Consider the following 25316-nt stretch of genomic DNA (forward strand, 5'->3'; position numbering starts at 1 on the left):
AAAGTTTATCTATACTATACTTACAATAAAACTATTAGCGACCTTCATTATAACGAACTGAATGATAATTGCAATAAAAAAATCACGTCGGATAGACGTGATTCAATGTAAATTCCGTTTAGACATCAAATGCTTAAACTTTTCGTTCTTCGTTTGGAACAAGTGGAGCTGTGCGCCGTACGCATCAATCTGTTGAATGACGTACTGAAACGCCTTCGCTTCTCCCGGATACGGCTCCCCGGCCTTGGCAAGCGTTGTTTCAAAGTCTTCCCATAACACCTCGACCCACGTTACCGCTTCCGAGTCGTTTAACACATCATTCTTTTCTTTTAAGATTGTAGCAAGCCGATCATACTGTTCGTTCCGATTCATTGTTTCACCTCCGACAGTTCAGAGAGTGGGATGGCCCGTTCTGTCATGTCCCCTTCAAACGTACCCCAACCCATGACACCGTTGACGAATTTCAAGCGGAACGGTTGGTCATTATAGTTGACGACGTATGTTTCACCGGGACGAAACGATGATGGGTCGACCAAATAACTTTCGGCAATCGCAATCCGTCGAAGGACAACTTCGATTTCGCTGACCATGCCCATTTGTTCAGCCTTTCGCTTTCTCTCATGTAATGCTTGAATTTCCTGCTCTAACTCATATTTTGATAAGTCACTTAACCGCTTTTCCATTTCGTTCACCTCGATGTAAGCGTATCAGATTTTACGAAAAAAAGAAAAAGGCGAAACTGAGTGAAAACCCACTCAGTTCGCCTTGAAGTTGTACAACGGTTTGATGACTTGATCGATGCTGACGGCCGGTTCGATATAACGGACGATTTCTTTCATCGATTTGTAGACGAATGGTGACTCATCCACCGTAGATGGTCGAACCGATGTCGACCAAACGCCTTCCATCGTACGTTTGAATTCTTTGAAGTCGACGCGTTTACGTGCTGCCGAGCGAGACATGATTCGCCCTGACCCGTGCGGACCCGAGAAGTTCCAGTCCGGGTTCCCTTTCCCGGTACAGATGAGCGAACCGTCTCGCATGTTCATCGGAATGATGACACGCTCTCCTTCTTGCGCGGAAATGGCTCCTTTTCGTAGAATCATCGCATCATGGTCGATATAGTTATGAACGGTGTCGAATTGATCGACGACGTTCCACTTCATCGCTTCCACGATCACATCTGTCATCGCGCGACGGTTCGCCGCTGCGTATTGTTGGGCGATGCGAACGTCATGCATATAATCGTCCATGTCCTCTCCTTCGACATAAGCCAAGTCTTGGAATGATTTCCGCGCTTCTCGTTCCACTTCCAGATACGTCGAGATTTCTTTCTGGCGTCCAGTATCCTTCAATCGTTCGATTGCTTCTATTACATCTTTCGTTTCCATCATATGTTGAATCGCGCGCTCTTGATAGTGATCGGCAATCTGTACACCGAGATGGCGTGAACCGGAATGGATGACGAGAAACGTTCGTCCCTCTTCATCCCGGTTCACTTCAATAAAGTGATTTCCTGAGCCGAGCGATCCGACCGAGCGCAAGGCACGGTCGAGTTTATACGGCGCCCGCACCTCTTCTAGCGGAAGTTCAGAAGCATATGGATGAACCTTCTCACGAATGTTCATCCCGCTCGGTACCAGTTCACGAATGATATCGTCGAGTCGCTGAAAATCGATTCGCTTGGCTTTAATTTCCGTACAAAGCATCCCACATCCTAAGTCGACACCGACCAGGTTAGGCACGACTTTGTCTTGAATGGTCATCGTCGTCCCAACGACCGACCCTTTACCGGCGTGCATATCCGGCATGATCCGAATCGATGCCCCTTCTGTGAATGGTTGGTCGAGAAGAGTTTGAATCTGATTCCGCGTCATATCATCGATTCGTTCATTGAATACTTTGGCGCGGTTATATTTCCCCGTGATTTCCATGTGACCTCCTTAGCTGATGACTTGTTGTTTACTTTGTAATTCGTGCATTCGAGCATAGACACCACCGAATTCGATGAGTGACTGGTGATTCCCCCGCTCGATAATTCGACCATGGTCGAGGACGAGAATCTGGTCCGCTTCCCGAATCGTAGAGAGACGGTGGGCGATGACAAACGTCGTTCGACCGTACGTGAGTGTTTTGAGTGCCTCTTGAATCAGTGCCTCGGTCTCCGAGTCGACACTTGCTGTCGCCTCATCGAGGACGAGGATGGCCGGGTCGAAGACGAGGGCACGAGCGAAGCTGATCAACTGTCGTTCCCCACTCGAGAGTGAGGCCCCACGCTCAATCACCGGTTCATCGATTCCTTGTGGCAACTGCTTCACGAAACGGTCAGCCCCTACGGCTGTCAGTGCGTTCCAAACCTGCTCATCCGTGATTGTCTCGTCTCCTAGCGTGACGTTCGTCCGAATTGTACCGGTGAACAGGAACGGGTCTTGTAAGACAATCCCGAGGTGGTCCCGTACTGCCTGAGTTGGGAGCTTCGTCACATCCATCCCATCGATTCGTAGGACGCCTACAGACGGGTCATAAAATCGCATGAGCAAGTTCATAATCGAGCTCTTTCCACTACCCGTATGTCCGACCAGAGCGATCGTCTCACCCGGAGCGGCGTGTAGTTCAATCTGTTGCAACACCGGCTTCCCTGCTTCATAACTGAATGTCACATCATCAAAGACAACTTCCCCTTTAAAACGTGAAATGCGTTCTGATGAGACCGGTTCCCCTTTTTCGTCAAGTAACTGGAACATTCGGTCGGCCGAGACGAGCGCTTGCTGAAGTGGTGACAATTGGTTCATGATTTGTGTCACCGGCTCAAAGATCCGTGAGACGTAGTCGATGTATGCGTACAAAATCCCGAGCGTCAGGATGCTTCCCCCACCGAGCGTTTGTGTTCCGACGAACCAGATGAGCAAGGCGAGCGCCATGTTTCGGAAGAAATTGACGAGGTTATGGCTCATCAACGCATCTAATTTCAACAGTTTTCGTCTCGTTTGGAAGTTGTCACTGTTCTTCTCGTTAAATTCGTCATAGACGAGATCTTCGCGGACGTACGATTGAATGATTGGCATCGTCTGAATGCTCTCATTTAACTGCGCGTTCATATCCGCGACGAGTGCGCGGACACGGAAGTTATTTTTCGTCGAGAAACGTTGGAACAATTTAATCCAGACGATGACGACCGGGATGATAATGAGTGAGACGAGTCCAAGACGTACGTCTAGGAAGAACATCGCAATGAGTACCCCAATCATCATGACGACACTTTGGAAGACGCGAGCGAGCACCCCTAAATACAGGTCACGAATCGTCTCCGTATCATTTGTGACACGACTGACAATTTTCCCAATCGGTGTCTGGTCAAAATAGCGGACCGGAATCGTTTGGAGATGCTTCATCACGTCAAGACGCATCGTTTTTACGATTTTATGCGCTGACCGTTGCAAGAGCATCTGTTGTCCCCAGTTCAATCCCGCCGCAAATAATAACAAGACGACGTAAAGTCCCGATAAGAGAAGGACCGCTCGTAAATCCGTTTGATAGAACTGAAATACGTCGGTCGACGAGAGTGAGACGATATTATCATACGTCGCCGTCTCGTCTCCTCTTGTAATCGTCAGCACGTCTCCTTCAACTTCACGGACTCCTCCGCTCATAACCGCCTCAGGTACAAGATAGTATCCTTCGGTCGTTTGTACGATCGAGACCGGCTGAATCACATCTTGGTCGTTTAGTCTCGTTTCCTTCTCATAAGAATCACCATTAAAGGAAACACTACCGCCGGATTCGACTTGAACCCAGTCACGCTCGATGGCGACGATATGCTCATCGATAATGACTTTGGCGATATACGGCCCGGCAAGTTCTGCGCCGACCGCTAAAAAGAGTAATGCCAGTCCGAGGAAGATGGAGCGCTTCACTTGTTTGGCATAGCCAACGAGTGAGCGAATCGTCTTCTTCCGGCGGACCGGATCTAATTCATATTGATCGATCATGAGAGATTCCCCCTTTCCCGGATTACTCCGACTCTCCTTGTCGAATAAATTGTTCATAGTACCAACCGTGTCGTTCCATCAGTTGGTCATGTGTGCCGCGCTCTGTGACACGCCCGTCTTGAAGGACGAGAATTTGGTCAGCGTGCGCCACCGCAGAAAGACGGTGAGCCACGATAAATGTCGTCTTCGCCTTACGGCTCGTACGGACCGAATCGATGATTCGTGACTCCGTTTTCGCATCGACCGCCGAAAGCGAGTCGTCAAGAAGTAGAATCTCTGGATTTTTCAACAACGCTCGTGAAATCGACAAACGTTGCTTCTGTCCACCTGACAGCATGACACCCTGTTCCCCGACAACCGTATCCAGACCATTGTCAAGGTGTTCGATATCTGTATCAAATGCGGCGAGATGAATCGCCGTCTCGAGCGCTTCATCCGATACGTCATCTACCCCGAAGCGAATGTTATCACGTACTGTTTTCGAGAATAGGAGGTGTTCTTGTGACACATATCCACTCCAGCCACGGACGGTTTCGAGTTTGATGTCAGAGATTGGTACACCGTTCACGAGAAGTGAATCGTCAATCGGATACTCCCGAAGCAATTGACGCAATAACGTCGTCTTCCCGGCCCCAGTCGGTCCGACGATTCCAATTGTCTCACCACGTGAGACGTGCAGGACGATGTCTTCTAACGACTCCCGATTTGCGTTTGGATAACGGAACGAGAGCGATTTGAAGGTGATTTTCTCCGGTACATCGATGTGAACTGTTCCCGTCGAGGCAACGTCTGGTACTTCGTTCATCGTCGTTTCAATTCGCTCGAGACTCGCTGTTCCTCGCTGCACGACGTTGATGAGTTCCCCGAACGCATACATCGGCCAAATGAGCATCCCTAAATAAATATTGAAGGAGACGAGCTGACCAAGCGTGATGTCGTTCGTAAAGACGAGATACGTCCCGAACGATAGCCCAATCAAGTAACTGAATCCGACAAGCAACTTGATGACCGGTTCAAACAACACATCGATTTTTGCGACATGCAGGTTTTTTGCCATCACGTCATCCGTGATATCATCAAACTTTTTCGTGTCCGCTTCTTCTTGGACGAAGGAACGGACGACCCGAAGACCTGAAATCGATTCCACGACTTGGTCGTTCATCACCCCGAACGAGTCTTGAGCTGCCGTGAAACGTGTATGAATTTGACTTCCGAGTTTATTCATCGACCAGGCAAGAATCGGCATCGGCAAGAGTGCTGCGAGCGTCAACTTCCAATCGATAAACACACCCATGATCGTCAACGCGATAAGCGTCATGTTGAATGAGTCGACTAATGTCATGACCCCAAACCCTGCTGTCCGCTCTACCGCTTTCAAGTCATTCGTCGCAAGCGCCATCAAGTCACCTGTACGATGTTGTTGATAAAAACGCGGTGTTTGTTTGAGGAGATGACCAAAAAAGCGACCTCTTAATTTCTTTTCCAGTAGAAAGGCTGTCCCAAATAGTCGGGCAATCCACAAGTACGACATCACATAAGACAGCACCATGATGCCTAGAAGCGACGACACAATCAGAATTAACCGCTCTGTCGTCAAACTACCTTCACGAATCGCATCGATTGCCTGTCCGATAATCCATGGTGGTAGCATATCCACCACACCCGTGATGATAAGTAAGATGATGGCGATCACATACGTCCGTTTCTGTCTTTTAATAAACCAATCCAATTGTTTAATCAGTTTCATGACTGATTTCCCCCTTTCGCCCAATCCATCTGAGCACGCAAAAAAGCGCACTCCACCTGATTGTGCAACCAATCAAATGAAGCGCGCTTGAAGAAGTCTTCAGTCTTTTGCATGGTCAGGGAAAGGACACTACCCCTATCCAGCTGCCAAAGTCACGCAGTTAAATACGAGTAGCCATATGATGTTTTGAGTGTGTTTGTGAGTGCAATGTTGTTCATCATTTTGGCTCCTCTCGTTTCATCGTTTTAAAATCTACTCAAACCTTAGCAGACTGTTCTGAAAATTGTCAATATTATTCTGTAAAAAAATTGTAACTTGTGTTTAGTTTAAGAAAAACATGCCCAAAATGAGACCAACGACCCCTGTAGCCGTTGCATAATAAATCATCGGCATGAGCGTATAACGGATGATCGTTCCTTCTTTCCCAAGCAATCCGGCAACAGATGCCACCGCTACGACGTTTAACACACAAATCATGTTCCCGGCGTTCGCCCCTGCCATCTGCATCGACAAGGCTAGTGACTCATTCAACCCAACTGAACTAGCGACATTTGTCGTCAAGCTCGAGAACATCATGTTCGAGAAGGTCGCCGATCCTGAAACGAACGCGCCGAGGGCCCCAATCCATGGTGCGACGAGTGGCCATACTCCACCGAACGTGTCAGCAGCCGCTGTCGCGAGTTCGACTGGCATCGACGCAAGTCCAGCTCCACCACTTTCTGAGTGGATGAAAATACGAACCATCGGAACAGAAGCCGCTAACGTAATGGCCGTTCCAACGACACCAAGCGTCGTTGCTTTAAAGACCGACGTGACTTGTGACCAACTCATATTGTGCAAGAAGAATGTTGCGATGATCGTCAAGATAAACATGAATCCTGGTGAATAAAATGGTTCCCAAGATGTTGAAATCCCTTCGACCCCTAAAATATCCGGGAGATTGATTCGTACACTACGAGATAACTCGTTCAAGAATGGAACTGTTCGTGTCAAAATCAAGAAAATCGTCAAAATGAGATAAGGTGCCCACGCTTTCCATTGTGGCAACTCACGCTTTCCAGTTTTAACGGTCTTACTTTCAACAGGTTGTTCGATTTGATCCGCGTATCCATCAAACGTCCATACGCGTTTTGGCATGAGAATCCCTTTTCGTGCCATTGTGACGAGAATGACTAGCCCCGTCAATCCACCAAGCATTCCACCGAACTCAAACCCTAGAATCAACGTCCAAATGTATGCCGGCACACTATACAGAAGCGCTGCGACAATTGCGATTGGAAACACTTCAAGCGCAGGTTTGATTGACTTTTCTTTACTGAAGAAACGAGTCAGCATCAAAATTAAAATAAATGGGATGAATAATCCAACCGCCATGTCAATCAAGACTGTTTGTAAGACGACCTCTGTAATAAATTCAATCGCCTCCGGCTGATTCACATCAAGGGATAGACCATTACCAATCCCGATGAGTGCCGGTGTACCCACTGCCCCAAACGTAACGGCTGAAACGTCTGCTGATAGTGCGATGACGACTGCCGCTATTGGCGGAAAGCCGAGTGCAATCAAAAGTGGTGCCGCCACGGTAGCCGGTGTACCGAACCCTGAAGCCCCTTCAATGAATGAAACGAATAACCAACCGACAATCAAAACTTGAATCCGCGGATCGGGTGTGATGTTGACGAATCCGGAGCGAATTGCATTCATTCCGCCTCCTTCTTTCATCGTATTCATCATTCCGATGGCACCGTATACAATCCATACTGTTGTCACGGCAATGACAAGACCTTGTAGCGTGGCTGACATAATCCGTGTCGCATCCAATTGCCAAACAAAGAATGCTAAAATCGCCGTCGTCACAAGTGACAAAGGCATTGCTACTGATGCAGGTAAACGCATAATTACCAATAAGATAAGCACGGCCACAATCGGTGTCAGTGCTGTAATCCATTCTAAAATCGTCAATGTAGACCCACCTTTTCGTATTTTCCCCTACCGTAAACAGATGTCCCATCACGATTCTTCTTGAACGAGTCGATCTAATGTACGTTCAATCACGTCATACGGAAATCCTTTGCGCCGAAGCTGCATCTTCATACGCTGTTTGCGTTCGAACGCATCATATCCGTTGAACTTCCGACTCAACTTTTCAGCCTGTTTCAGACATGCCGCAATCTCGACATCTTCGTCTTCTTCCTCCCAAAAAGTTTGAATCGCCTCTGAAATAATATCAAAGGTAAACCCCCTTTGCATTAGGGTTTGTTGAATTCTTTGTTGCACTTCTGTGGCAGAACGTCGATTTGTTTCCATTTGTTTCCTTTTCACGAACTTTCCTGCCTTTTCGACAAGCTCTTCATGAGTGATTGACGCCACTACCGTCTCGACGATGTCTGCTGGAATACGAAGCTGTCCAAGCTCCCGTTTAATTTTAATTGGCCCGCTCGGACTCGTATTGAACTTAGTCTGGACATAAGCTTTCGCGAATTCAGCATCATTCAAGTAGCGTTGCTCTTTCAGTCGCGTGATGGCATGTTTGATGGCAGTTTCACTTAACTCCTTCTTCACTAGGTAGTCCTGTACCTCTGAAATGGCACGCATTCGATACGATAAATAATTGACGGCCAATTTATACGCCTTTTGAGCCTCTTCCGCTTCAAGCACATCTTGGACAAAGTCATCCTCAAGCTCCATTCCTTTTGCGAGTCCGTACTTAATGAACACGTCAACATCGATAGCAAACGCAAACTCCTCTTTTCCTTCGCGCTCGATGAAGACGTTCAATCGGTCTTTATTCTTTTGTTGGGTAGTGAACTTTGCAATTTTCACAACGATTCCCCTCCATTTCATGTTTCTAACATATCACGTTCAGGAATTGTAGAGGATTTTTGATAAGTTAGAAGAAAGGGTATTCATCTGGATATACTGACTTATACCCATTTTAGAAACAACACATGATATCGGAGGGAATTTCATGAAAATCGCAATCACCGGTGGAACCGGGCTCATCGGTCAACCGCTCGTCCGCGCACTAGCCGATGCCGGTCATCAAGTCGTCGTGTTGACTCGTCATCCTCGTCCTCGCCATCGCGGGGTGTCATTTATCGAATGGTTGACACCAAATAGCAAACCAGAAAAAGAACTTGAAGGAACGGATGCTTTCATTCATTTAGCTGGGGCCTCCATCAATGATGGACGATGGACACATAAGCAAAAACAAGCCATCCTTCAAAGTCGAATCGAAGGAACGAAAGAAGTCGTTCGCCTGATTAAACAGTTGAAACAGAAGCCACAAGTCGTCATAAGCGGCTCAGCGATTGGGATATATGGTGAAGACCGCTCCATCACTTATTCGGAAGAAACGCCCTTACCGACGCGGACCAATTTCCTAGGGAATGTATGTATTCTTTGGGAACAAGAAGCCGACCCGATTCGCGACCTTGGCATACGTCTCGTTACCATGCGCACCGGAGTCGTTTTATCAAATGACGGAGGTGCTTTCCCATTAATGAAACTTCCTTATCAGTTCGGGGTCGGTGGTAAAATTGGATCGGGAGAGCAGTGGGTACCCTGGATTCATTTAGATGATCTTGTACGGTTATTCGTGCATATCATCGAAACAGATGCAATCGAAGGTCCCGTAAACGGAACGGCTCCAACACCGGTGACGATGAATGAATTCGGGAAGACGATTGCAAAAGTGATGCATCGTCCACATTGGATTCCCGCACCTACATCAATGATGAAACTCGTTCTCGGTGAGAAAAGTGTCATCGTCCTAGAAGGCGCGAAGGTCGTTCCGACTAAGGCGCTTCAACACGGATTCGATTTTCGATATGAAACACTCGAACCCGCTCTAACACAACTACTACAAGATGCCTAAGGAGAATTAATTGTGAGTCACTTACTTATTCGAAATGCCCATGTTTATCCGATTACCGCACCTCACTTTTACGGAGACCTTCGTGTTCGAGACGGCAAAATCATCGAAATGGCTGAATTGCTTGAGCCACTTGACGATGAGAACGTCATCGAGGCGGAAGGAAACTTCTTATTCCCTGGTTTCATCGATGCCCATACCCATCTTGGCTTATATGATGAAGGGACCGGGTCCGTCGGAAACGACGCTAATGAAACAGTAGAAGCGATGACTCCTCATGCCCGTGCGATTGATGGTGTTTATCCACTGGACGAAGGTTTTCAGGAAGCGCTGATGGCAGGGGTGACTGCCGTACAAGTCATGCCAGGTAGCATGAACGTCATCGGTGGTGTGACAAGTGTCATCAAAACGCACGGTCGCTATATTGATGACATGATTGTCCGACGTCATGCCGGACTGAAGATGGCGCTCGGTGAAAACCCAAAACGGATTCATAGTATGGGAAAAACGGGGGACTTAACACGAATGGGTATTATGGGATTGCTTCGTGAAGCGTTCCGCACGGTCGGGTCGACCAAGACGATTGGAACTTTCGGCAGTCAGATGATTCAACTCGCTCTCAATCGTGAAATGCCAATTCGTGTTCATGCACACCGAGCCGACGATATCCTATCTGTCGTACGTTTCGCAAAAGAGTTTGACCTCGACTTTCGAATCGAGCATTGTACGGAAGGTCACCTCGTCGCTAAAAAGTTACAGGAACTCGGTGTGAAACACGTCACCGTCGGACCGACGTTCACTCGAAAATCGAAAATCGAGCTCCAAAATAAGACGTGGGAGACGTATCGTGTTCTACATGAACATGGCATGATCGTTTCGATTACGACCGATCATCCGTACACGCCTGTTCAATACTTAAATTTATGCGCAGGACTTGCGGCTCGTGAAGGCTTACCGGTTGATGTCGCTTTACGAGGAATCACCATCAATCCTGCTGAATCATTAGGTGTTGACGACCGCATCGGCTCACTAGAAGTCGGGAAAGACGCCGATCTCGTGCTGTGGAATCACTTCCCCCTCGACTACTTGGCGAAGCCGATTATGACGATTGTAAACGGCGAAGTCGTCTACAAAACGGAGCGTGCCGAAACGCATCATGAGGTCGAATAATTTTCATTATTTTTCATAAGCGTTTTTACGCATAATTTACTTGCTTTTTTAAAAATACTATATAAAATTTATCTTGTAACTTTATAAAGCAGCCAAGGCGGTTCGAACAGCGAAGCCAGAAGTATGCTTTCGTTACGACTATTCTTCAGCGGTCTGAAATAGGAGGAGGAATGTAAAGGTGCTCAAATTTCGTGAGCTCACCGACTGCGCGGAGTTGTTCGAACTGATGCAACACCCAGATGTCTTTCCGTATGTCCGTCAAAAGACGGTCCACTTTGACGAGTTTTTATTTAGCACGAAGCAAATCATCGAGCTAGAAGAGCAAGGAAATATCATCTCACGTACCATCACGAACGAGTATGGTACCCCAATTGGGACAATCAGCTTGTACGACGTCGAATCCGGCTACGGGTTTCTTGGTACATGGCTTGGCAAGCCATATCATGGCAAAGGTTATAATCAAGTCGCGAAAGAGTCGTTCTTCTCGGAACTCTTCTTCGAACTTGACATGGAAAGTGTGTTTTTAAAAATCCGTAAATCGAATGAACGCTCGATTGCCGCAGCAGAAAAGCTTCCATACGCGTTTTGCGCGAATGAGATTCGTTCAGAACTGCTTGCAGAAATCAATCAGGGTGACGCCGAATACGTCCTTTATGAAGTATCCAAGTCGAGTTTCCAACTTTACTCGCATACCCTTCATGTCCCAGAATACGAAGTTCCTTACGAAACGCAACTCGAAGCCTGAGCCAATTCTGTCAAAGAATTGGCTTTTTTGTGGCTTTTTTGTGTGGATTTGATGGAGGTAACTTGTCGGAGCCGAATAAATCTGTTCTAATTCGAAGAGATAGGTATGATAGAACTATGGGGGATTCATCACAACTCCCGTTAACCGTTTTGTAAAGGAGAATGACATATGTCAGAATCAATGTTTCGTATCCTCGTAACTGATGACGAAGAACAAATGCGAGATTTACTTGTATCAAATTTAGAAAAAGAGGGGTATGAGACGGTCACCGCCTCAAACGGTCTTGAAGCTATTGAGCGCTTAAAAGAAGAGACATTCCATCTCGTCTTACTCGACGTCATGATGCCGGAACTCGATGGTTTGACGGCATGCATGCGCATCCGTGAGTTTTCGAACGTGCCCATCATTCTGTTAACGGCACGATCGGAAGAACTCGACCGGATTCACGGACTAAAAATTGGGGCGGACGACTATATCACGAAGCCGTTTAGTCCACGCGAATTACTCGCTCGTATTGAGGCAACTCTCCGTCGCACTCATAGTTTCTCTAAAGAACAAGAGGCAACGTTTGATATCGGGGTTCTCTCAATTGATATCGATGGCCGTGCCGTCAGTGTAAAAGGAAAAACCGTCAACCTGACACGTAAAGAGTTTGATTTGCTTTACCTGTTTATCACAAACGACGAGAAAGTATTTTCTCGTGAACAGCTACTCGATCAAATTTGGGGAACCGAATACCACGGGAACCTTCGTACAGTCGATACACACATTAAGACACTACGTCTGAAACTTGGTGAAGCGGGCGGTTACATTCAAACGGTATGGGGCATCGGATATAAATTCGAGGCAAACGAATGAAACGATACACGATTCGGAAGCGGATTTGGATTACCATCTGGACAGCCAGCCTCTTCTCAGCATTCGTGTTTCTAATTATGACGTTTTATTTGTACGATAAATTCTATATTCAAACGCAAGAAGAGCTGCTCATCAATCGTGGAGAGAAACTCGTCACCATCTACAAGGCCGACGGTTTTTCTGACGCGTTTGCAGACAGTATGACGTATACGAATGAGCTAACGGAAACGAAAGTGTTCCTCTCCTCGGTTCGAGAAGATACACTCGGTTCAGGAAAGACGTTTTTAAGGCAACAAGATCTCGAGCGGCTACAAGACGGGTATGCAATTTCCGTGACTCGGAAACACCCGACCGAGGACGTTGACATTTTGATGACTGCATTCCCCCTCGTACGAGACGGTGAACTCGATAATGCGTTAATCCTTTACATGGAGCTCAGTAAAATCAGCGAACCGTTTCAACCGATTCGGCTCATGATCACGTTTTTGCTCGTCCTCATGATTGTGAACTTGCTTATTTTTGGTAAACAGATCATCGACACCATCATTCAGCCGCTCATCCAAATGAAACGTGCCTCTCAAGTATATGCGCAGGGCGATTTCTCACACCGCATCCCGATTGTCTATGATGACGAGATTGGTGAACTGGCGGATACGCTCAATTCGATGGCGGAATCGCTCGGACTCGTCGAAGAACAACGAAAAGAGTTTTTAGCGAACGTCAGTCACGAACTCCGCACACCGTTATCATACATTCGCGGTTATACCGAGATGCTTCAAGACGACACATTGGATGAACAAACGAGGGCACAATATTATGACATCATCGAGAACGAGACGAACCGGCTTCAACGACTTGTTACTGATTTACTCGACCTCGCACAGTTAGAGCGAGATTCGTATCCGATGACAAAAGAGCCAGTCGTCTATTCACAAGTACTCGAAGACGTCCTCTATCGACTCGAACCCATTGCCCGGGCGAAAGGTGTGACAATTGAATCGAACTTAGATTTCGACTTAATTATCCTTGGCGATCACGACCGACTCGAACAGGTCATCGGTAATCTACTTGACAACGCACTCCGCTACACGGAATCGGGCAAAACAATTCATGTGAAATCGTTCGCTGAAACAAACTATGCGATTACTGAAATCCGCGACGAAGGTCGGGGCATTCCGAAAGAAGATGTAGATAAATTGACGGAACGCTTCTACCGCGTCAATAAATCAAGAACACGAAAAGATGGTGGGACCGGTCTCGGTCTGGCCATTGCTAAACATATCATCGAGCGGCACGAGGGGTCGCTCCACTTCAGTTCAGAAGTCGGAAAAGGAACCACTGTCACGGTCGGTTTACCTCTCCTCCCGGAAGACACGTTCGATATGTAAAAGGCAGCCCGCATGAACCGCCCCCATAAAAGTTAGACATGAAAATCTAACTTTTATGGGCAGTTCAGCATAGGGCTGCCTTTTTAAATGTCTTTGCCTTTATATTGATTAATCGATTCTTGTTGCAGTCGCTCTCGTTCGGCGTGCGTCTGTGGGAATCCGTTCGCTTGCCACTCGGCACGATGACTAGAATCTAGTTGCGTGAGGCCCTCTTCTGCCTCATCCTGACTCGCGTCCACACTCTCCCGTTCATCCATCTTTTGCCATGTGTCTTCTGCCTCACGTTGAGAAAGTAGTGCCGCCACTTTCGGTGCTACGAGCGCAGCTCCAGCGACACCTAATACAATCCCGGTCAATACTTTCCGGTCCATCATAACCCCTCCTTCACTATGCACTCTTCATTCCACCATTTCACAATCTCAAAACCCATGACGAAAACGTTTACAGCTTTACATGTAGTGGAATGTTTAGGTGGAAGGAGGCGATTGGATGGAAAAGAAACGACCAACCTCGAAGCGTCCGTTCGATAACCCAGATGCTGTCGACACGGACAAAGAGAGCATTTTTGACGAGGACGGCATGCAGACTGTCGATCCGATTCCCGTTGAGGAGTTAAATGAACGGGTAAAAGACGAGAAGAACAAACGTCACTCAAAAGATGACTCGGTGAGCGAAAAGAAATATACGGACAAATAAACAAGCTGCGGACGTTTGTCCGCAGCTTGTTTATGTTAAGTCCTTCGGTGAGAATCCGTAAGGCAACATCTCTTCTTTTGTCATCACTTTTGTGTCACCATTTAAGTTCGCTAGAATTAACGTGAACTCTTCTCCTGCGAATTCGGCGATGACTTGGCGGCATGCCCCACACGGTGAAATCGGCCCTTCTGTATCGCCGACGACAACCACTGTCTCGATCGATTCGCTACCTTCTGAGACAGCTTTGAAAATCGCTGTTCGCTCGGCACACATCGATAGACCGTATGAAGCATTCTCCACGTTACATCCTGTAATCTCATTACCGGATGCGTCGATGACGACAGCCCCGACGTTAAATTTTGAATAAGGTGTATAAGCGCGCTTGCGCGCCTCAATAGCTTTATGCACGAGTTCTTGTACGCGTTCTTGTGAAATCATTGGATGTTCCTCCACTTCTATATTTGATAAGAAGTCTGACATCTGAACTATAACGTGAAAACGCTTACTTCACAAGTATTTTCACCGACTCGTCAATATTTTTTCTTTTTCTTCTTCTCGAATACAACAACGGATTCGACATGTGATGTCTGAGGGAACATGTCGTACGGTTGTACGTAATTCACCTTGTATCCGGCCTTCATCAACTGATCGGTATCACGTGCGAGCGTCTGCGGGTTGCATGACACGTAAACAATTCGTTTCGCCTTGGATGAAATGATTGAATTGATTAATTGATGATCCATACCTGTCCGTGGCGGATCGACTACGACGACATCTGGGAGCCATCCATCTTTAACCCAACGAGGGATCCAATGCTCGGCACGCCCTTCGACGTACGTGACGTGGCTGTAGCCATTCTCACGCATATGGTCGTTCGCATCTTCGACTGCTTCCGGTACAACTTCCATTCCTCGAATTTCCTTCGCGTGTGGCGCTAACCAGAGACCGATCGAACCGACACCCGCATACGCATCAATGACACGTTCTTCACCCGTCAATGCTGCAGCTTCAACGACTTCACGATACATTTTTTCCGTCTGTGCCGGATTCAACTGGAAGAATGCGCGTGGTGACAAGTGATAATGGACGTCATCAAGCTGCTCATCCATCTTTTCTTGACCCGCGATGTGAACCGTCCGATAACCAAAAATAACACTAGATCGGTTTGAATTGATATTGATATGGAACGAGACAACATTTGGCAATGCCATGATGCGGTCACTCAATTCATCTAAATCCGGGACATCTTCATGCCCAACGACGAGAACAACTTGTACGTCATTCGTGTTGTATCCGGAACGAACGACGACGGTTCTGGCATACCCCGTGTCGCGGCGTGCGTCATAGACGGGGATGTCGAGTTCGTTTAAAATACGGACAATCGCATTATTGATGTTCGTTGTGTCACGTTGTTGGACCATACAGTGCTCAATCGACACGAGATGGTTTGTGTTCGGCTTGTAGAGTCCTGAGACAATCTCGCCATGGCGTGTGCCGAGTGGGAATTGTGATTTATTTCGATAGTACCACGGGTCTTCCATACCAATTGTCGGACGAATATCCGATTTTTCCACGTTTAGCTTCGTCTTTTGACGGAAGGCATTTCGAACGATTTCTTCTTTATACTCCATCTGCAGACGAGAACTCATGTGTTGGATTTGGCAGCCTCCACACTCGTCGTAAATCGGACAAGGTGCTTTAACACGGTCTTTCGAGTCGTTGTCGCGTTTGACGACACGCGCTTCTGCATAATTTTTTTCTACACGTGTGATTTCGACTTTTGCTCGTTCTCCCGGTAATAAGTTTGGTATGAAAATGACCATGCGATTGATTGTCGCGATGCCCTCTCCATTAATGCCAAGTCGGTCGACTGTGACATCTTTAAAATCTCCAGTAATTAATTTCAATCTGATTCATCCTTTCGAGACGATTGTTCTAGGTCTTTGGCGTAACGCACCACTTTAGCGCGCAACGAATCAATGTCGGCTAACAGGCGATGTAAATCTTCAGGTGTCGTATGCTCGTCTAGCGTGTTGACCGATAGACATAGCAGTTCCGTTCTCGATTTTAGGACGTTCATCTTTCCGGCAGTATCTGTACGTGATTTACCCATCTTGTAATCGCTCCTTTGGTTCGTGACAAAGAGTTGCTATTATAGCATACTATTTCGTGTAACTTGATGAAAAGGTGGAATCCACATGCAAAACATCTCCCCAACTTTCGACCCTTGGGAAGCCTATCTCGATCAAGTCGAACATGGTCGACTCGTCTTATCCAACGTCGAAGTAACAACAACAAAATTGTGTAATATGCGCTGCGAACATTGTGCGGTCGGTTATATGCTTGACCAGAAGGAAGAACCTGAAGTCCCACTCGAATTGTTAATTCAACGATTGGATGAAATCGAACATTTACGCGCCTTCTCCATCACAGGTGGTGAACCGATGTTATCGATGAAATCGGTCCGTAACTATGTCGTTCCGCTGTTACGCTATGCGAAAGAACGTGGCGCCCGCACTCAGATCAACTCGAACTTGACGCTACCGTTATCTCGCTATCATCTTATTACCCCTTACTTGGACGTTTTGCACATTTCGCATAACTGGGGCACCGATGCCGATTTCCTCGAAGGTGGATTTGCGATGATGGATCGTAAACCGAGTGAAGAGGCAAGGTTAAAAATGCTCCAAACGATGAAAGATAATGCCCGTGCCCTCACAGCTGAAGGAATCATCGTGTCAGCGGAGACGATGATCAACAAACGGACGATTCCGCACCTGAAAGAGATCCATGAAGAAATCGTATCGCTTGGTTGTCAGCGACATGAGGTGCACCCAATGTACCCCGCAGACTTCGCTAGCGCCCTAGAATCAGCATCGCTCGCTGATACGCGACAAGCCATCCATGACTTACTCGACGTCCGTGACGAAAACGTCTGGATGCTCTTTGGGACATTGCCCTTCTATGCATGTTCCGATTTACCAGAAGATCGTGCTCTCTTAAAACGACTTCATGAAACAAAAAACGTGACCGTCCGAAATGACCCGGATGGTCGTTCACGCCTTAACACGAATATCTTTGACGGACAAATCATCGTGACCGATTTTGGTGACGAGCTCGGTACTCTTGGTACCGTCTATGATACGTCATTCCAAGATGCGTATGATACGTGGACGAACAGCCAACTGAACGCCACGCTGTCTTGTCATTGCCCAGCCGTCAAATGTCTTGGACCAAATGCTCTGGTCAAGCAAGCCTATTACCCGACCGTGGATTTTAAATCTCGCAAAGCTACATCGTTTTAATTATTTCGATTCGGGAAATGTTCTGTATATTAACTGAATCGAGGTGTGTGTAGATGACTGCGATTTACGTGTTCATTATTACGGTTATGGCCATCGTGATTTTCGGTGGAACACTCAGTATTTTATTGACAGCCGCATTCGTTTCAGACAAAGTAGAGCATGATGAAATGTTTAGTCAAGGCAGTTGGGATGATGAGTTACTACACTTAAATCACTCTCCACAACCGATTGACGACACGAAAAGCTGAGAACATTCTCGGCTTTTTCACTTTGACTTCATGAGGTGAATCCATGCTCCGTTTTCGTTTTATGATCTTACTATTGATCGTCTTTATTTCCGGTTTGATTCAAGGCGCACTCATCCCACTCTTATCCACTTTAATCGAGCGTGACGGGGCACCAGCCTGGGTGAACGGGTTAAATGCGACGATGCTCTATGTTGGGGTAATTGTCTCTGCACCTCTCTTAGAGAGATTCGTTCGAAAATACGGCTTTCGGCCGACCATCGTCCTCGGGATTGTTTTGACGGCATTCGCAACCTTCGCATTGCCGATATGGCCGTCCCTACTCGTCTGGGCGATGATGCGCTTCTTCATCGGATTTGGGGACTCCGCATTACACTACGGATCGCAAGTATGGGTCACGTCCTCTAGTGAAAAACGTAGTCTCGGTCGAGCGATGGCCTATTATGGGATGTCGTTCAGTCTCGGGTTCGCCGTCGGTCCGTTGATTGCACCACTCGTCGATTTATGGTTTTGGTTACCATTTTTGATTATTGTCTTTTTCTGTCTCGCTTCGTTGATGCTCGTCTTTAAAGTCGAGAATGAATTCCCTGAGGTCGAGAAAGTGAAGACCAATTCGAAGGGGCGAATTCGACTAATTCTAGTCGGTGCAGGGTATACACTCCTTCCCGCCTTTACATACGGTTTCCTCGAAGCGAGTTTAAACGCCAACTTCCCAATCTTCACATCACGAAACGGGATGAGTTTGACGGAGACAAGTACACTCATCACGACGTTCATCGTCATGTCGATTGTCGTTCAGCTTCCGCTCGGACGCCTCGCTGACTTGTATGGAAAGAAACGCATCTTACAAATTGTGCTGACATTTGGAACACTCGTGTTCGCCTTGGCGAATCTCGTCGTCGATCATTATATCGGTCTACTCCTCCTATTCGCCCTAGCCGGCGCAGGTTTAGGGTCGACGTACTCACTCGGTTTAGCGCACATGACAGAAGTACTCCCTCGCTCCTTGTTGCCGACCGGAAACATGCTGTACAGTATTTCATTCAGCATCGGTTCGATCTCAGGTCCGATGATTGGTGCGTTCTGGTTGTCCCTTCCAAAAGAAGTTTATTTCTTGATGTATGCAGTCATTTTAGGGGTTCTATCGTTCCGACTGTTTACGTCAAAATCAAAACCAATCCAAATTTAAAAAGGCAGGTGATTCCCATGAACCACCTGCCTTTCATTATTCTACAATCCGATCTTTCTCATCGTTTAGTTGTAAAGCCCGGATGAACACCTCATCTAGCGCGAACGGTTCCGTATCTAGCGAAGCGAGGACATCTGGTTTCAGCGTCACCTCTACGACACGGTCATCAAACTGCCATCTCGTTTGAATGTCGTCTCCTTGTCTCGTCGCGCGGGTCGCCACCGGACCGTGACGTTCCTTCAAAGTTTGACTCACGCACTTCATCACGTACTTGACGTACTCATCTCTCGGTTGACGCGAGATGAGTATGTTTCGAACGATTCGATTCCTAGTCATTGTTTTTCCTCCTCCCTTTGAATGATTGCGCACGCAAGTCTTTACAAACGAAGACCGATTTCAGAACCAAAAAATCAGAATTTTTAATATATTTTGTCATGATATTTTATTTCCGTCAACTCTGTCTCATCTTCAATTGCTTAATGCATGTTTCTCATCCGCCTCCCTTGAAAGTAAGTGGATAAATAAATACCCGCGATGACAAACAAAAGTCCAACAACCGCATTCCAAGGAATCGATTCTCCAAGCAAAATCCCAGACAAAATCACGCCAAATAAGGGAACTAAGAAGATATATAGTGAAATCCGACTGACCGGATTATATTTCATCAATGTGTTCCAAAGCGTAAATCCAATTGCGGACAACATTGCCAAATAAAAGAGAAATGCAATCGTCTGTCCTGTATACGGCATCGAAATACCATTCGGCTCGAACACGTAACCGATGACGAGTAAACCGATCGAACCGATGACCATCGCCCACGCTGTCATCGGGGCAACATCATATTCTTTTGAATAATCTTTCGCAATCAAATTCCCAAATGCGCCAGACACCATTGCCAAGATGAGTAGTATCTCGCCAATCCCGAACCCAACCTCTGTACCAGGCGCGGGCCAGTTTGCGATGACAATCCCTGAGAATCCAAACGTCAAGGCAAGACCTTTCAAACGATTCAGTTTATCGTCTTCATACCGTATATGAGCGAGAGCCATTTGAAAGAACGATGTTGATCCAGCGATAATCGACCCTTGAACTCCGGTCGAGATCGAAAGCCCGATGTAAAAGAATAAATACTGTAAAAACGTCAAAAAAGATCCGAGGTGCGCATACGCTTTAAACTTTTGACGTGTTAATCGAATCGATTGCTTTAGGACGGTTTGACTAATAAGAAGTAGAAGCAGCCCCGCTAATAAAAAGCGCTCTCCTGCGAACAGTAGCTGTTGCCCATACTCATTCGATTGAATATCTAGCTTTTCATAACTTAATTTGATGAACGGGAAAGCACTCCCCCACAACAACGTATTAAATATCGCAAATAACGCCACTGTCCATGGACGTTGAAATATATTTTGCATGACACAAAAACTCCTTAATCTTTTTATTTGTTGGCAGATGATAAGCATGATAAAATAAATCTAGATAATAATTATTATAAATTAAAAAAAGGTTAACAAGGATTAAATCGTTAATTCAAAGCCAATTGATGATGATAATCATCTTCAACCATTATCATTCAATCGAGATTTATTCTCAATTAGAAAGAAGGGATTACATGAACGCTCCAACTGTTACACACGAAAAAAGCCACGTTTTCAAACGGGCTAACTGGTACGAACATATCGAATTGATTATGGCGCTCATTAGCGGTGTATTGATTGTACTCGCTTATATCACCGAAACACAAGAAGGAGCCCCTTGGATTCACGTCTCGCTTTATTTATCCGCCTTTTTCATCGGGGGATACGCGAAAGCTAAAGAAGGGATTTCGGACACCATTGAAACGAAATCTCTTAATGTAGAACTCCTAATGATCATCGCCGCCATCGGGGCCGCATCGATTGGATATTGGATGGAAGGCGCGATTCTCATCTTCATTTTCGCCTTATCCGGTGCGCTCGAAACATACACAATGAACAAAAACGAACGTGCGCTCGAATCTTTAATGGAACTCCAACCTGAACAAGCAACACGCCTGACAACTCCTGATAAACTTGAAGTTGTTCATATCGATGACTTGAAAGTTGGGGATCGTATTTATGTACGACCAGGTGAACGGATCCCGGTTGACGGAAAGATTGTAAAAGGTAGCGCTTCGGTGGAAGAAGCCGCCATCACAGGAGAGTCCGTCCCTGTCGATCGCCAAATCGGAGACGACGTATTCGGATCGAGCGTCAACTTGAACGGTGTATTGACAATCGAGGTGACAAAGCTCGCCACCGAGACACTGTTCCAAAAAATCATTCAAATGGTTCAACAGGCACAAGAAGAAAAATCACCGTCTGCACAGTTCATTGATCGATATGAAGGACGGTATGTTCAAATCGTGCTCATCTCCGTCACGGCGATCATCCTACTTGGACCGTTCTTTACGTCGTGGTCTCTTGAAACGAGCATCTATCGCGGCATGATCCTTCTCGTCGTCGCCTCTCCTTGTGCGCTCGTCGCCGCCATCACACCTGCTGCGTTGGCTGCCATCGCCTCTTCCGCAAAACACGGTATTCTCTTTAAGGGTGGCGCGCATATCGAGAATATGGGACGCCTAAAGGCAATTGCTTTCGATAAGACGGGGACACTCACGATTGGGAAACCTATCGTACAAGAAGCACTCATCTCTCCGGAGTTGCTTGAAGATGACGTGAACCGAATCGTTAGTTTGATTGAAGAGCATTCGATGCATCCTCTCGCCGAGGCACTCGTGTTATATACCGGGAGACATACCGGGGAGATGACACACTTCAAAGACATCACAGGTTCTGGAATTGAAGCAACAATTGACGGGACGACATATCGCGTCGGGAAACAAAAGTTCGCTGACCGCAGTGGCGATTTCTTTAAACAGGATGTCGAACGATTGAAAGAAGCTGGTCACACGCTCGTTTTCATCAGTGACGACTCGCGTACAATCGGTGCCTACGCCTTACGTGACACGCTACGACCTGAGGCGAAAGTAGCGATTCAGCGACTGAATGACCTAGGCATCGCCACCATCATGATTACCGGTGACAATGAAGCGACCGCTCGTGCCATCGCGAACGAAGCCGGATTGACACGCTACGTCGCCGAATGTTTACCGGAAGAGAAGGTTTCGCAGATTAAGACGTTACGTGAAGAATATGGGGCAATCGGGATGATCGGCGACGGAATCAACGATGCCCCCGCCCTTGCGACCGCTGATGTCGGAATCGCCATGGGCGAAGGAACGGATGCCGCACTAGAAACGGCAGATGTCGTTTTAATGAAAAATGACCTCGTCCGATTGAGCGACGCCATTCGTCAATCGCGGAAGTTGAATCGGATCGTCTTACAAAACGTCGTCTTCGCACTCGGTGTCATCCTCGTCTTGATCGCAACGAACATTTTCGAACTACTCATCATGCCGTTCGCTGTCGTAGGACATGAAGGCTCTACCATCCTTGTCATTTTGAACGGGCTTCGACTCCTCACGTCAACATGGGAGTGACCAATTCGACAAATGAAAACGATGATTGAAACAATATGTCGATTTCGTTATAATTGAAACAATGTGTCTAAAAGACTGAATTAGATCGAAAGATTGGCTAAAGGTGGTACAAGATATGAATACGATTGCAGTCATCGGCAAGGTATTTGTCGATATTAAAGGGACTTCCTTCGCACCGCTCCATAAAGATGCGAAGAACGTCGGCGACATCACTTTCTCTAATGGTGGAACAGGTCGCAACGTTGCGCAAAACTTAGGAGTACTCGGCAATGATGTTCGTTTCGTCTCAACCGTTACGAACGATCAAATCGGCGTCGGTGTCCTCGAGGAATTACGTTGTTTGAACGTAAACGTCGATGGGGTTGATATGCTCGAAGATAACGGCATGGGTATGTGGCTCGCCGTTATGGATAACAACGGCGACCTCCAAACGTCGATTTCAAAGCAACCTGACGAAGCGCGAATGGAAAAAGCTATTTTACGCCAAATCGATACCGTCTTTGAAGAGAGCGATGCGGTCGCAATCGACTTAGACTTGTCGGTCAACGTACTAAACGAGACGATTGAACTATGTCGCGTTATGGATTTGCCGCTGTACGGCGTGTGCGGCCACCTTTCTGTCATTGAACGAAACCGTCATTTACTCCAAGGGTTTACGGGGTTCATCTGTAGTCGGGAAGAAGCAGAAATCTTATCTGATATGTCAATCGTCACCGTGGATGATGCCCTGCGTGTCGCTGAAGTACTCGCCATGAAAGGCGCTCCCCTCACCATCGTCACGATGAGCGAACTTGGTGCCGTTTACGTCGATCTCCGCACGAATGAACAAGGTCACGTCCCGACGACGAAAGTGAAAGTCGCCGACTCTACCGGTGCCGGTGATTCATTCTTCTCCGCTGTCATCTCTGAACTCATGAAGCGCCACTCTATCGAAGATGCACTTCGACTAGGGATGCGTATCGCCGGAAAAGTTATCTCGTCACATGAGAATGGATTGACACAAGATATGTACGCATCATTAGAACAACCTACGCAAGAATGAGTTGAACGCATCGGCGAATCGTCGATGCGTTTTGTGCAAAATTATAGGAATGAAAGGAACGATCTCAGTGGTTCGAACGAAATTAAGAAGCGCGATCATTTTAATAAATGATCAAGATGAAGTAGCTTTGATTCGACGTGAAAAGGAAGACGTGCTTTATTACGTCTTCCCTGGTGGCGGAGTCGAATACGGTCATACAACAGAAGAAACTGCCGTTCGCGAAGCATTTGAAGAGCTCGGCGTCCATGTAGAATTAGAAGGCGTGGCTGCCTACGTCGCATTCAATAACGAGTTAAATCCTTACTATTGGGCGAAAATGACAGGTGGCGAATTTGGTACCGGAACAGGTGAAGAGTTTCAAGAAGAACAAACAAACGGATCATATACCCCTATGTGGATCAAACGATCAGCATTACCCCATCTTCCGATTCGTCCCCCATCGCTCGCTGAAAAATTAGCCTCACAAGAGACACGTTTTTACGATTTGACGTTGTCTGAGGCGTAATCAAGTGTACCTTTAAGCAATTTCGGGAAACGTTCACTAATGATTGTTTCAGGAGGGTTTCATGATGGCGATGACAGAAGTAAAGGAAAAGAAGAATTGGTTCTCGTTTGGAAAAGAATTATTTCGACGCTTTAAAGAACACGATGTACAAGATTACGGGGCAACTCTCGCATTCTTTTGGTTTTTATCCATCTTCCCGGGGATTATCTTTATTTTGGCACTCTTATCATTTTTCGATATCTCACAAGACACGTTCCAAAATCAATTGAATGATTTAGCTCCCGGTTCAGCCGCTTCTGATTTTTTGACCGGGATTTTTGAAGCAATTGGCGAACCGAGAGGCGGTCTGTTATCTATCGGTGCAATTTTAGCGATTTGGTCTGCCTCAAAAGGTGTCGACCGTCTCGTGACGACAGCACTACACGCTTATGGTGAAGACAATGAACGTAACTTTTTTGTCAAAAAAGGCTTAGCGCTCGGATTAACTATCTTACTTGGAATCGGCATGTTGTTGCTCATTCTTTCGAACGTATTCGGGTCACAAATTATCACGTTTATCACCGAATATTTTCCAGTGAACATCACCGGCGCTGAAGAGTTGATGATCAACGTATTCCGATACGTCTTGACAACAGTTGTCTTAATTTTGACGCTTTCAATTTTTTATAAAATATCACCACAGCAGCACGTGTTTTGGAAAAGTACGATTCCTGGGGCCATCTTTGGTGTCATCGGTTGGCAACTCGTGTCATTAGGATTCAGCTTGTACGTCTCAAATTTCGGGAGTTACGATTCAACTTACGGATCGCTCGGCGGAATCATCGTCACCTTGCTATGGTTGCAATTAACTGGAATGATCATCCTTATCGGTTCTGAGATCAACGCGACGTGGATGCGTTTCTTTAAAACGCCAAGCGAACAAGAATACGAACGGGATTTCAAGAAGAACAAAAAGAAAGCAAAACAAAAACAACAAGAAGATGACTACGATGATATCCCCACTAACACGTATGGCTAATACAAAAGGAGCACGTTCACAAAATGAA

Annotated in this window: 26 protein-coding genes; 13 read left to right on the plus strand and 13 right to left on the minus strand. The window is 46.6% G+C overall.

Features of this window, described 5'->3' with window-relative positions; genetic code table 11:
- Positions 1 to 102 precede the first annotated feature (102 nt).
- The 7 genes from P400_RS0113635 to recX all read right to left on the minus strand — a co-directional run bounded on the left by P400_RS0113635 (position 103) and on the right by recX (position 8559).
- The gene (locus tag P400_RS0113635) at positions 103 to 372 is read right to left on the minus strand and encodes a YfhJ family protein (RefSeq protein WP_026826720.1); all 270 of its coding nucleotides are present in this window, start codon (positions 370 to 372) and stop codon (positions 103 to 105) included.
- Positions 369 to 683: a YfhH family protein gene (locus P400_RS0113640; RefSeq protein WP_026826721.1), complete on the minus strand. Its 315-nt coding sequence runs from the start codon at positions 681 to 683 to the stop codon at positions 369 to 371. Before P400_RS0113640 ends, P400_RS0113635 begins: the two co-directional genes overlap by 4 nt.
- Positions 684 to 755: 72 nt before the next feature.
- Positions 756 to 1934: an RNA-splicing ligase RtcB gene (locus P400_RS0113645; protein WP_026826722.1), complete on the minus strand. Its 1179-nt coding sequence runs from the start codon at positions 1932 to 1934 to the stop codon at positions 756 to 758.
- A 9-nt stretch (positions 1935 to 1943) separates the two neighbouring features.
- A complete protein-coding gene (locus P400_RS0113650) occupies positions 1944 to 3989 on the minus strand; it encodes an ABC transporter ATP-binding protein (protein WP_026826723.1) in 2046 nt (681 codons plus the stop codon).
- Between the two features lie 22 nt (positions 3990 to 4011).
- Positions 4012 to 5736 (minus strand): ABC transporter ATP-binding protein, encoded by a 1725-nt coding sequence (locus tag P400_RS0113655; protein WP_026826724.1) that lies wholly within the window; start codon positions 5734 to 5736, stop codon positions 4012 to 4014.
- A 321-nt stretch (positions 5737 to 6057) separates the two neighbouring features.
- On the minus strand, positions 6058 to 7698 hold the full coding sequence (locus tag P400_RS0113665; RefSeq protein ID WP_026826725.1) for an L-lactate permease: 1641 nt from the start codon (positions 7696 to 7698) through the stop codon (positions 6058 to 6060).
- 48 nt (positions 7699 to 7746) lie between these two features.
- Positions 7747 to 8559 carry a recombination regulator RecX gene (recX, locus tag P400_RS0113670; protein WP_026826726.1) on the minus strand — a complete coding sequence of 271 codons (813 nt, stop codon included), beginning with the start codon at positions 8557 to 8559 and terminating at the stop codon, positions 7747 to 7749.
- 145 nt (positions 8560 to 8704) lie between these two features.
- Here recX and P400_RS0113675 point away from each other — a divergent pair, with 145 nt between their 5' ends.
- The 5 genes from P400_RS0113675 to P400_RS0113695 all read left to right on the plus strand — a co-directional run bounded on the left by P400_RS0113675 (position 8705) and on the right by P400_RS0113695 (position 13771).
- On the plus strand, positions 8705 to 9613 hold the full coding sequence (locus P400_RS0113675) for a TIGR01777 family oxidoreductase (RefSeq protein WP_026826727.1): 909 nt from the start codon (positions 8705 to 8707) through the stop codon (positions 9611 to 9613).
- Between the two features lie 12 nt (positions 9614 to 9625).
- On the plus strand, positions 9626 to 10780 hold the full coding sequence (locus P400_RS0113680) for an amidohydrolase (protein ID WP_026826728.1): 1155 nt from the start codon (positions 9626 to 9628) through the stop codon (positions 10778 to 10780).
- 178 nt (positions 10781 to 10958) lie between these two features.
- The gene (locus P400_RS0113685; protein ID WP_026826729.1) at positions 10959 to 11525 is read left to right on the plus strand and encodes a GNAT family N-acetyltransferase; all 567 of its coding nucleotides are present in this window, start codon (positions 10959 to 10961) and stop codon (positions 11523 to 11525) included.
- A 168-nt stretch (positions 11526 to 11693) separates the two neighbouring features.
- Positions 11694 to 12383 carry a response regulator transcription factor gene (locus P400_RS0113690; protein ID WP_026826730.1) on the plus strand — a complete coding sequence of 230 codons (690 nt, stop codon included), beginning with the start codon at positions 11694 to 11696 and terminating at the stop codon, positions 12381 to 12383.
- Positions 12380 to 13771 (plus strand): sensor histidine kinase, encoded by a 1392-nt coding sequence (locus P400_RS0113695; RefSeq protein WP_026826731.1) that lies wholly within the window; start codon positions 12380 to 12382, stop codon positions 13769 to 13771. Before P400_RS0113690 ends, P400_RS0113695 begins: the two co-directional genes overlap by 4 nt.
- Positions 13772 to 13854: 83 nt before the next feature.
- Here P400_RS0113695 and P400_RS0113700 read toward each other — a convergent pair whose 3' ends face one another.
- Entirely contained in the window at positions 13855 to 14142 is a 288-nt protein-coding gene (locus P400_RS0113700; protein WP_026826732.1) for a hypothetical protein, read from the minus strand.
- Between the two features lie 118 nt (positions 14143 to 14260).
- Between P400_RS0113700 and P400_RS0113705 the strand changes: the two genes are divergently transcribed.
- On the plus strand, positions 14261 to 14467 hold the full coding sequence (locus tag P400_RS0113705) for a hypothetical protein (protein WP_026826733.1): 207 nt from the start codon (positions 14261 to 14263) through the stop codon (positions 14465 to 14467).
- A gap of 30 nt (positions 14468 to 14497) precedes the next feature.
- Here the strand turns inward: P400_RS0113705 and P400_RS0113710 are convergent, their stop codons facing one another.
- The 3 genes from P400_RS0113710 to P400_RS0113720 are packed head-to-tail and all read right to left on the minus strand — an operon-like array spanning position 14498 to position 16580.
- The gene (locus P400_RS0113710; protein WP_161634152.1) at positions 14498 to 14947 is read right to left on the minus strand and encodes a cytidine deaminase; all 450 of its coding nucleotides are present in this window, start codon (positions 14945 to 14947) and stop codon (positions 14498 to 14500) included.
- Between the two features lie 50 nt (positions 14948 to 14997).
- Positions 14998 to 16374 carry a 23S rRNA (uracil(1939)-C(5))-methyltransferase RlmD gene (gene rlmD / locus P400_RS0113715; protein WP_034771220.1) on the minus strand — a complete coding sequence of 459 codons (1377 nt, stop codon included), beginning with the start codon at positions 16372 to 16374 and terminating at the stop codon, positions 14998 to 15000.
- Positions 16371 to 16580 (minus strand): hypothetical protein, encoded by a 210-nt coding sequence (locus tag P400_RS0113720; RefSeq protein ID WP_015880867.1) that lies wholly within the window; start codon positions 16578 to 16580, stop codon positions 16371 to 16373. The genes rlmD and P400_RS0113720 overlap by 4 nt, the downstream gene beginning before the upstream one ends.
- An 85-nt stretch (positions 16581 to 16665) precedes the next feature.
- Here P400_RS0113720 and yfkAB point away from each other — a divergent pair, with 85 nt between their 5' ends.
- From yfkAB to P400_RS0113735, 3 genes are read left to right on the plus strand one after another with little or no spacing between them, the layout of a single operon-like run.
- Positions 16666 to 17772, plus strand: a complete 1107-nt coding sequence (gene yfkAB, locus P400_RS0113725; RefSeq protein WP_026826736.1) for a radical SAM/CxCxxxxC motif protein YfkAB — start codon at positions 16666 to 16668, stop codon at positions 17770 to 17772.
- Between the two features lie 53 nt (positions 17773 to 17825).
- On the plus strand, positions 17826 to 18020 hold the full coding sequence (locus P400_RS0113730) for a hypothetical protein (RefSeq protein ID WP_026826737.1): 195 nt from the start codon (positions 17826 to 17828) through the stop codon (positions 18018 to 18020).
- A gap of 43 nt (positions 18021 to 18063) precedes the next feature.
- A complete protein-coding gene (locus P400_RS0113735) occupies positions 18064 to 19206 on the plus strand; it encodes an MFS transporter (RefSeq protein WP_026826738.1) in 1143 nt (380 codons plus the stop codon).
- A gap of 36 nt (positions 19207 to 19242) precedes the next feature.
- Here the strand turns inward: P400_RS0113735 and P400_RS0113740 are convergent, their stop codons facing one another.
- Entirely contained in the window at positions 19243 to 19542 is a 300-nt protein-coding gene (locus P400_RS0113740) for a hypothetical protein (protein WP_026826739.1), read from the minus strand.
- A gap of 140 nt (positions 19543 to 19682) precedes the next feature.
- Positions 19683 to 20618: a DMT family transporter gene (locus tag P400_RS0113745; RefSeq protein WP_026826740.1), complete on the minus strand. Its 936-nt coding sequence runs from the start codon at positions 20616 to 20618 to the stop codon at positions 19683 to 19685.
- A gap of 197 nt (positions 20619 to 20815) precedes the next feature.
- Between P400_RS0113745 and P400_RS0113750 the strand changes: the two genes are divergently transcribed.
- The 4 genes from P400_RS0113750 to P400_RS0113765 all read left to right on the plus strand — a co-directional run bounded on the left by P400_RS0113750 (position 20816) and on the right by P400_RS0113765 (position 25288).
- Entirely contained in the window at positions 20816 to 22723 is a 1908-nt protein-coding gene (locus tag P400_RS0113750; RefSeq protein ID WP_026826741.1) for a heavy metal translocating P-type ATPase, read from the plus strand.
- A 115-nt stretch (positions 22724 to 22838) separates the two neighbouring features.
- Positions 22839 to 23765: a carbohydrate kinase family protein gene (locus P400_RS0113755; RefSeq protein WP_026826742.1), complete on the plus strand. Its 927-nt coding sequence runs from the start codon at positions 22839 to 22841 to the stop codon at positions 23763 to 23765.
- Between the two features lie 67 nt (positions 23766 to 23832).
- Positions 23833 to 24270 carry an NUDIX domain-containing protein gene (locus P400_RS0113760; RefSeq protein WP_084483614.1) on the plus strand — a complete coding sequence of 146 codons (438 nt, stop codon included), beginning with the start codon at positions 23833 to 23835 and terminating at the stop codon, positions 24268 to 24270.
- Positions 24271 to 24334: 64 nt separating this feature from the next.
- Positions 24335 to 25288 carry a YihY/virulence factor BrkB family protein gene (locus P400_RS0113765; RefSeq protein ID WP_026826744.1) on the plus strand — a complete coding sequence of 318 codons (954 nt, stop codon included), beginning with the start codon at positions 24335 to 24337 and terminating at the stop codon, positions 25286 to 25288.
- Positions 25289 to 25316 lie beyond the last annotated feature (28 nt).

This window comes from Exiguobacterium marinum DSM 16307 (assembly GCF_000620845.1).
Classification (GTDB): domain Bacteria; phylum Bacillota; class Bacilli; order Exiguobacteriales; family Exiguobacteriaceae; genus Exiguobacterium; species Exiguobacterium marinum.

Bases quoted from the DNA above. Each gene is read 5' to 3' on its own strand.
- P400_RS0113635 (WP_026826720.1), bottom strand. From the start codon at position 372: ATGAATCGGAACGAACAGTATGATCGGCTTGCTACAATCTTAAAAGAA.
- P400_RS0113640 (WP_026826721.1), bottom strand. From the start codon at position 683: ATGGAAAAGCGGTTAAGTGACTTATCAAAATATGAGTTAGAGCAGGAA.
- P400_RS0113645 (WP_026826722.1), bottom strand. From the start codon at position 1,934: ATGGAAATCACGGGGAAATATAACCGCGCCAAAGTATTCAATGAACGA.
- P400_RS0113650 (WP_026826723.1), bottom strand. From the start codon at position 3,989: ATGATCGATCAATATGAATTAGATCCGGTCCGCCGGAAGAAGACGATT.
- P400_RS0113655 (WP_026826724.1), bottom strand. From the start codon at position 5,736: ATGAAACTGATTAAACAATTGGATTGGTTTATTAAAAGACAGAAACGG.
- P400_RS0113675 (WP_026826727.1), top strand. From the start codon at position 8,705: ATGAAAATCGCAATCACCGGTGGAACCGGGCTCATCGGTCAACCGCTC.
- P400_RS0113690 (WP_026826730.1), top strand. From the start codon at position 11,694: ATGTCAGAATCAATGTTTCGTATCCTCGTAACTGATGACGAAGAACAA.
- P400_RS0113695 (WP_026826731.1), top strand. From the start codon at position 12,380: ATGAAACGATACACGATTCGGAAGCGGATTTGGATTACCATCTGGACA.
- P400_RS0113700 (WP_026826732.1), bottom strand. From the start codon at position 14,142: ATGGACCGGAAAGTATTGACCGGGATTGTATTAGGTGTCGCTGGAGCT.
- P400_RS0113705 (WP_026826733.1), top strand. From the start codon at position 14,261: ATGGAAAAGAAACGACCAACCTCGAAGCGTCCGTTCGATAACCCAGAT.
- P400_RS0113710 (WP_161634152.1), bottom strand. From the start codon at position 14,947: ATGTCAGACTTCTTATCAAATATAGAAGTGGAGGAACATCCAATGATT.
- P400_RS0113720 (WP_015880867.1), bottom strand. From the start codon at position 16,580: ATGGGTAAATCACGTACAGATACTGCCGGAAAGATGAACGTCCTAAAA.
- yfkAB (WP_026826736.1), top strand. From the start codon at position 16,666: ATGCAAAACATCTCCCCAACTTTCGACCCTTGGGAAGCCTATCTCGAT.
- P400_RS0113730 (WP_026826737.1), top strand. From the start codon at position 17,826: ATGACTGCGATTTACGTGTTCATTATTACGGTTATGGCCATCGTGATT.
- P400_RS0113735 (WP_026826738.1), top strand. From the start codon at position 18,064: ATGCTCCGTTTTCGTTTTATGATCTTACTATTGATCGTCTTTATTTCC.
- P400_RS0113740 (WP_026826739.1), bottom strand. From the start codon at position 19,542: ATGACTAGGAATCGAATCGTTCGAAACATACTCATCTCGCGTCAACCG.
- P400_RS0113745 (WP_026826740.1), bottom strand. From the start codon at position 20,618: ATGCAAAATATATTTCAACGTCCATGGACAGTGGCGTTATTTGCGATA.
- P400_RS0113750 (WP_026826741.1), top strand. From the start codon at position 20,816: ATGAACGCTCCAACTGTTACACACGAAAAAAGCCACGTTTTCAAACGG.
- P400_RS0113755 (WP_026826742.1), top strand. From the start codon at position 22,839: ATGAATACGATTGCAGTCATCGGCAAGGTATTTGTCGATATTAAAGGG.
- P400_RS0113765 (WP_026826744.1), top strand. From the start codon at position 24,335: ATGGCGATGACAGAAGTAAAGGAAAAGAAGAATTGGTTCTCGTTTGGA.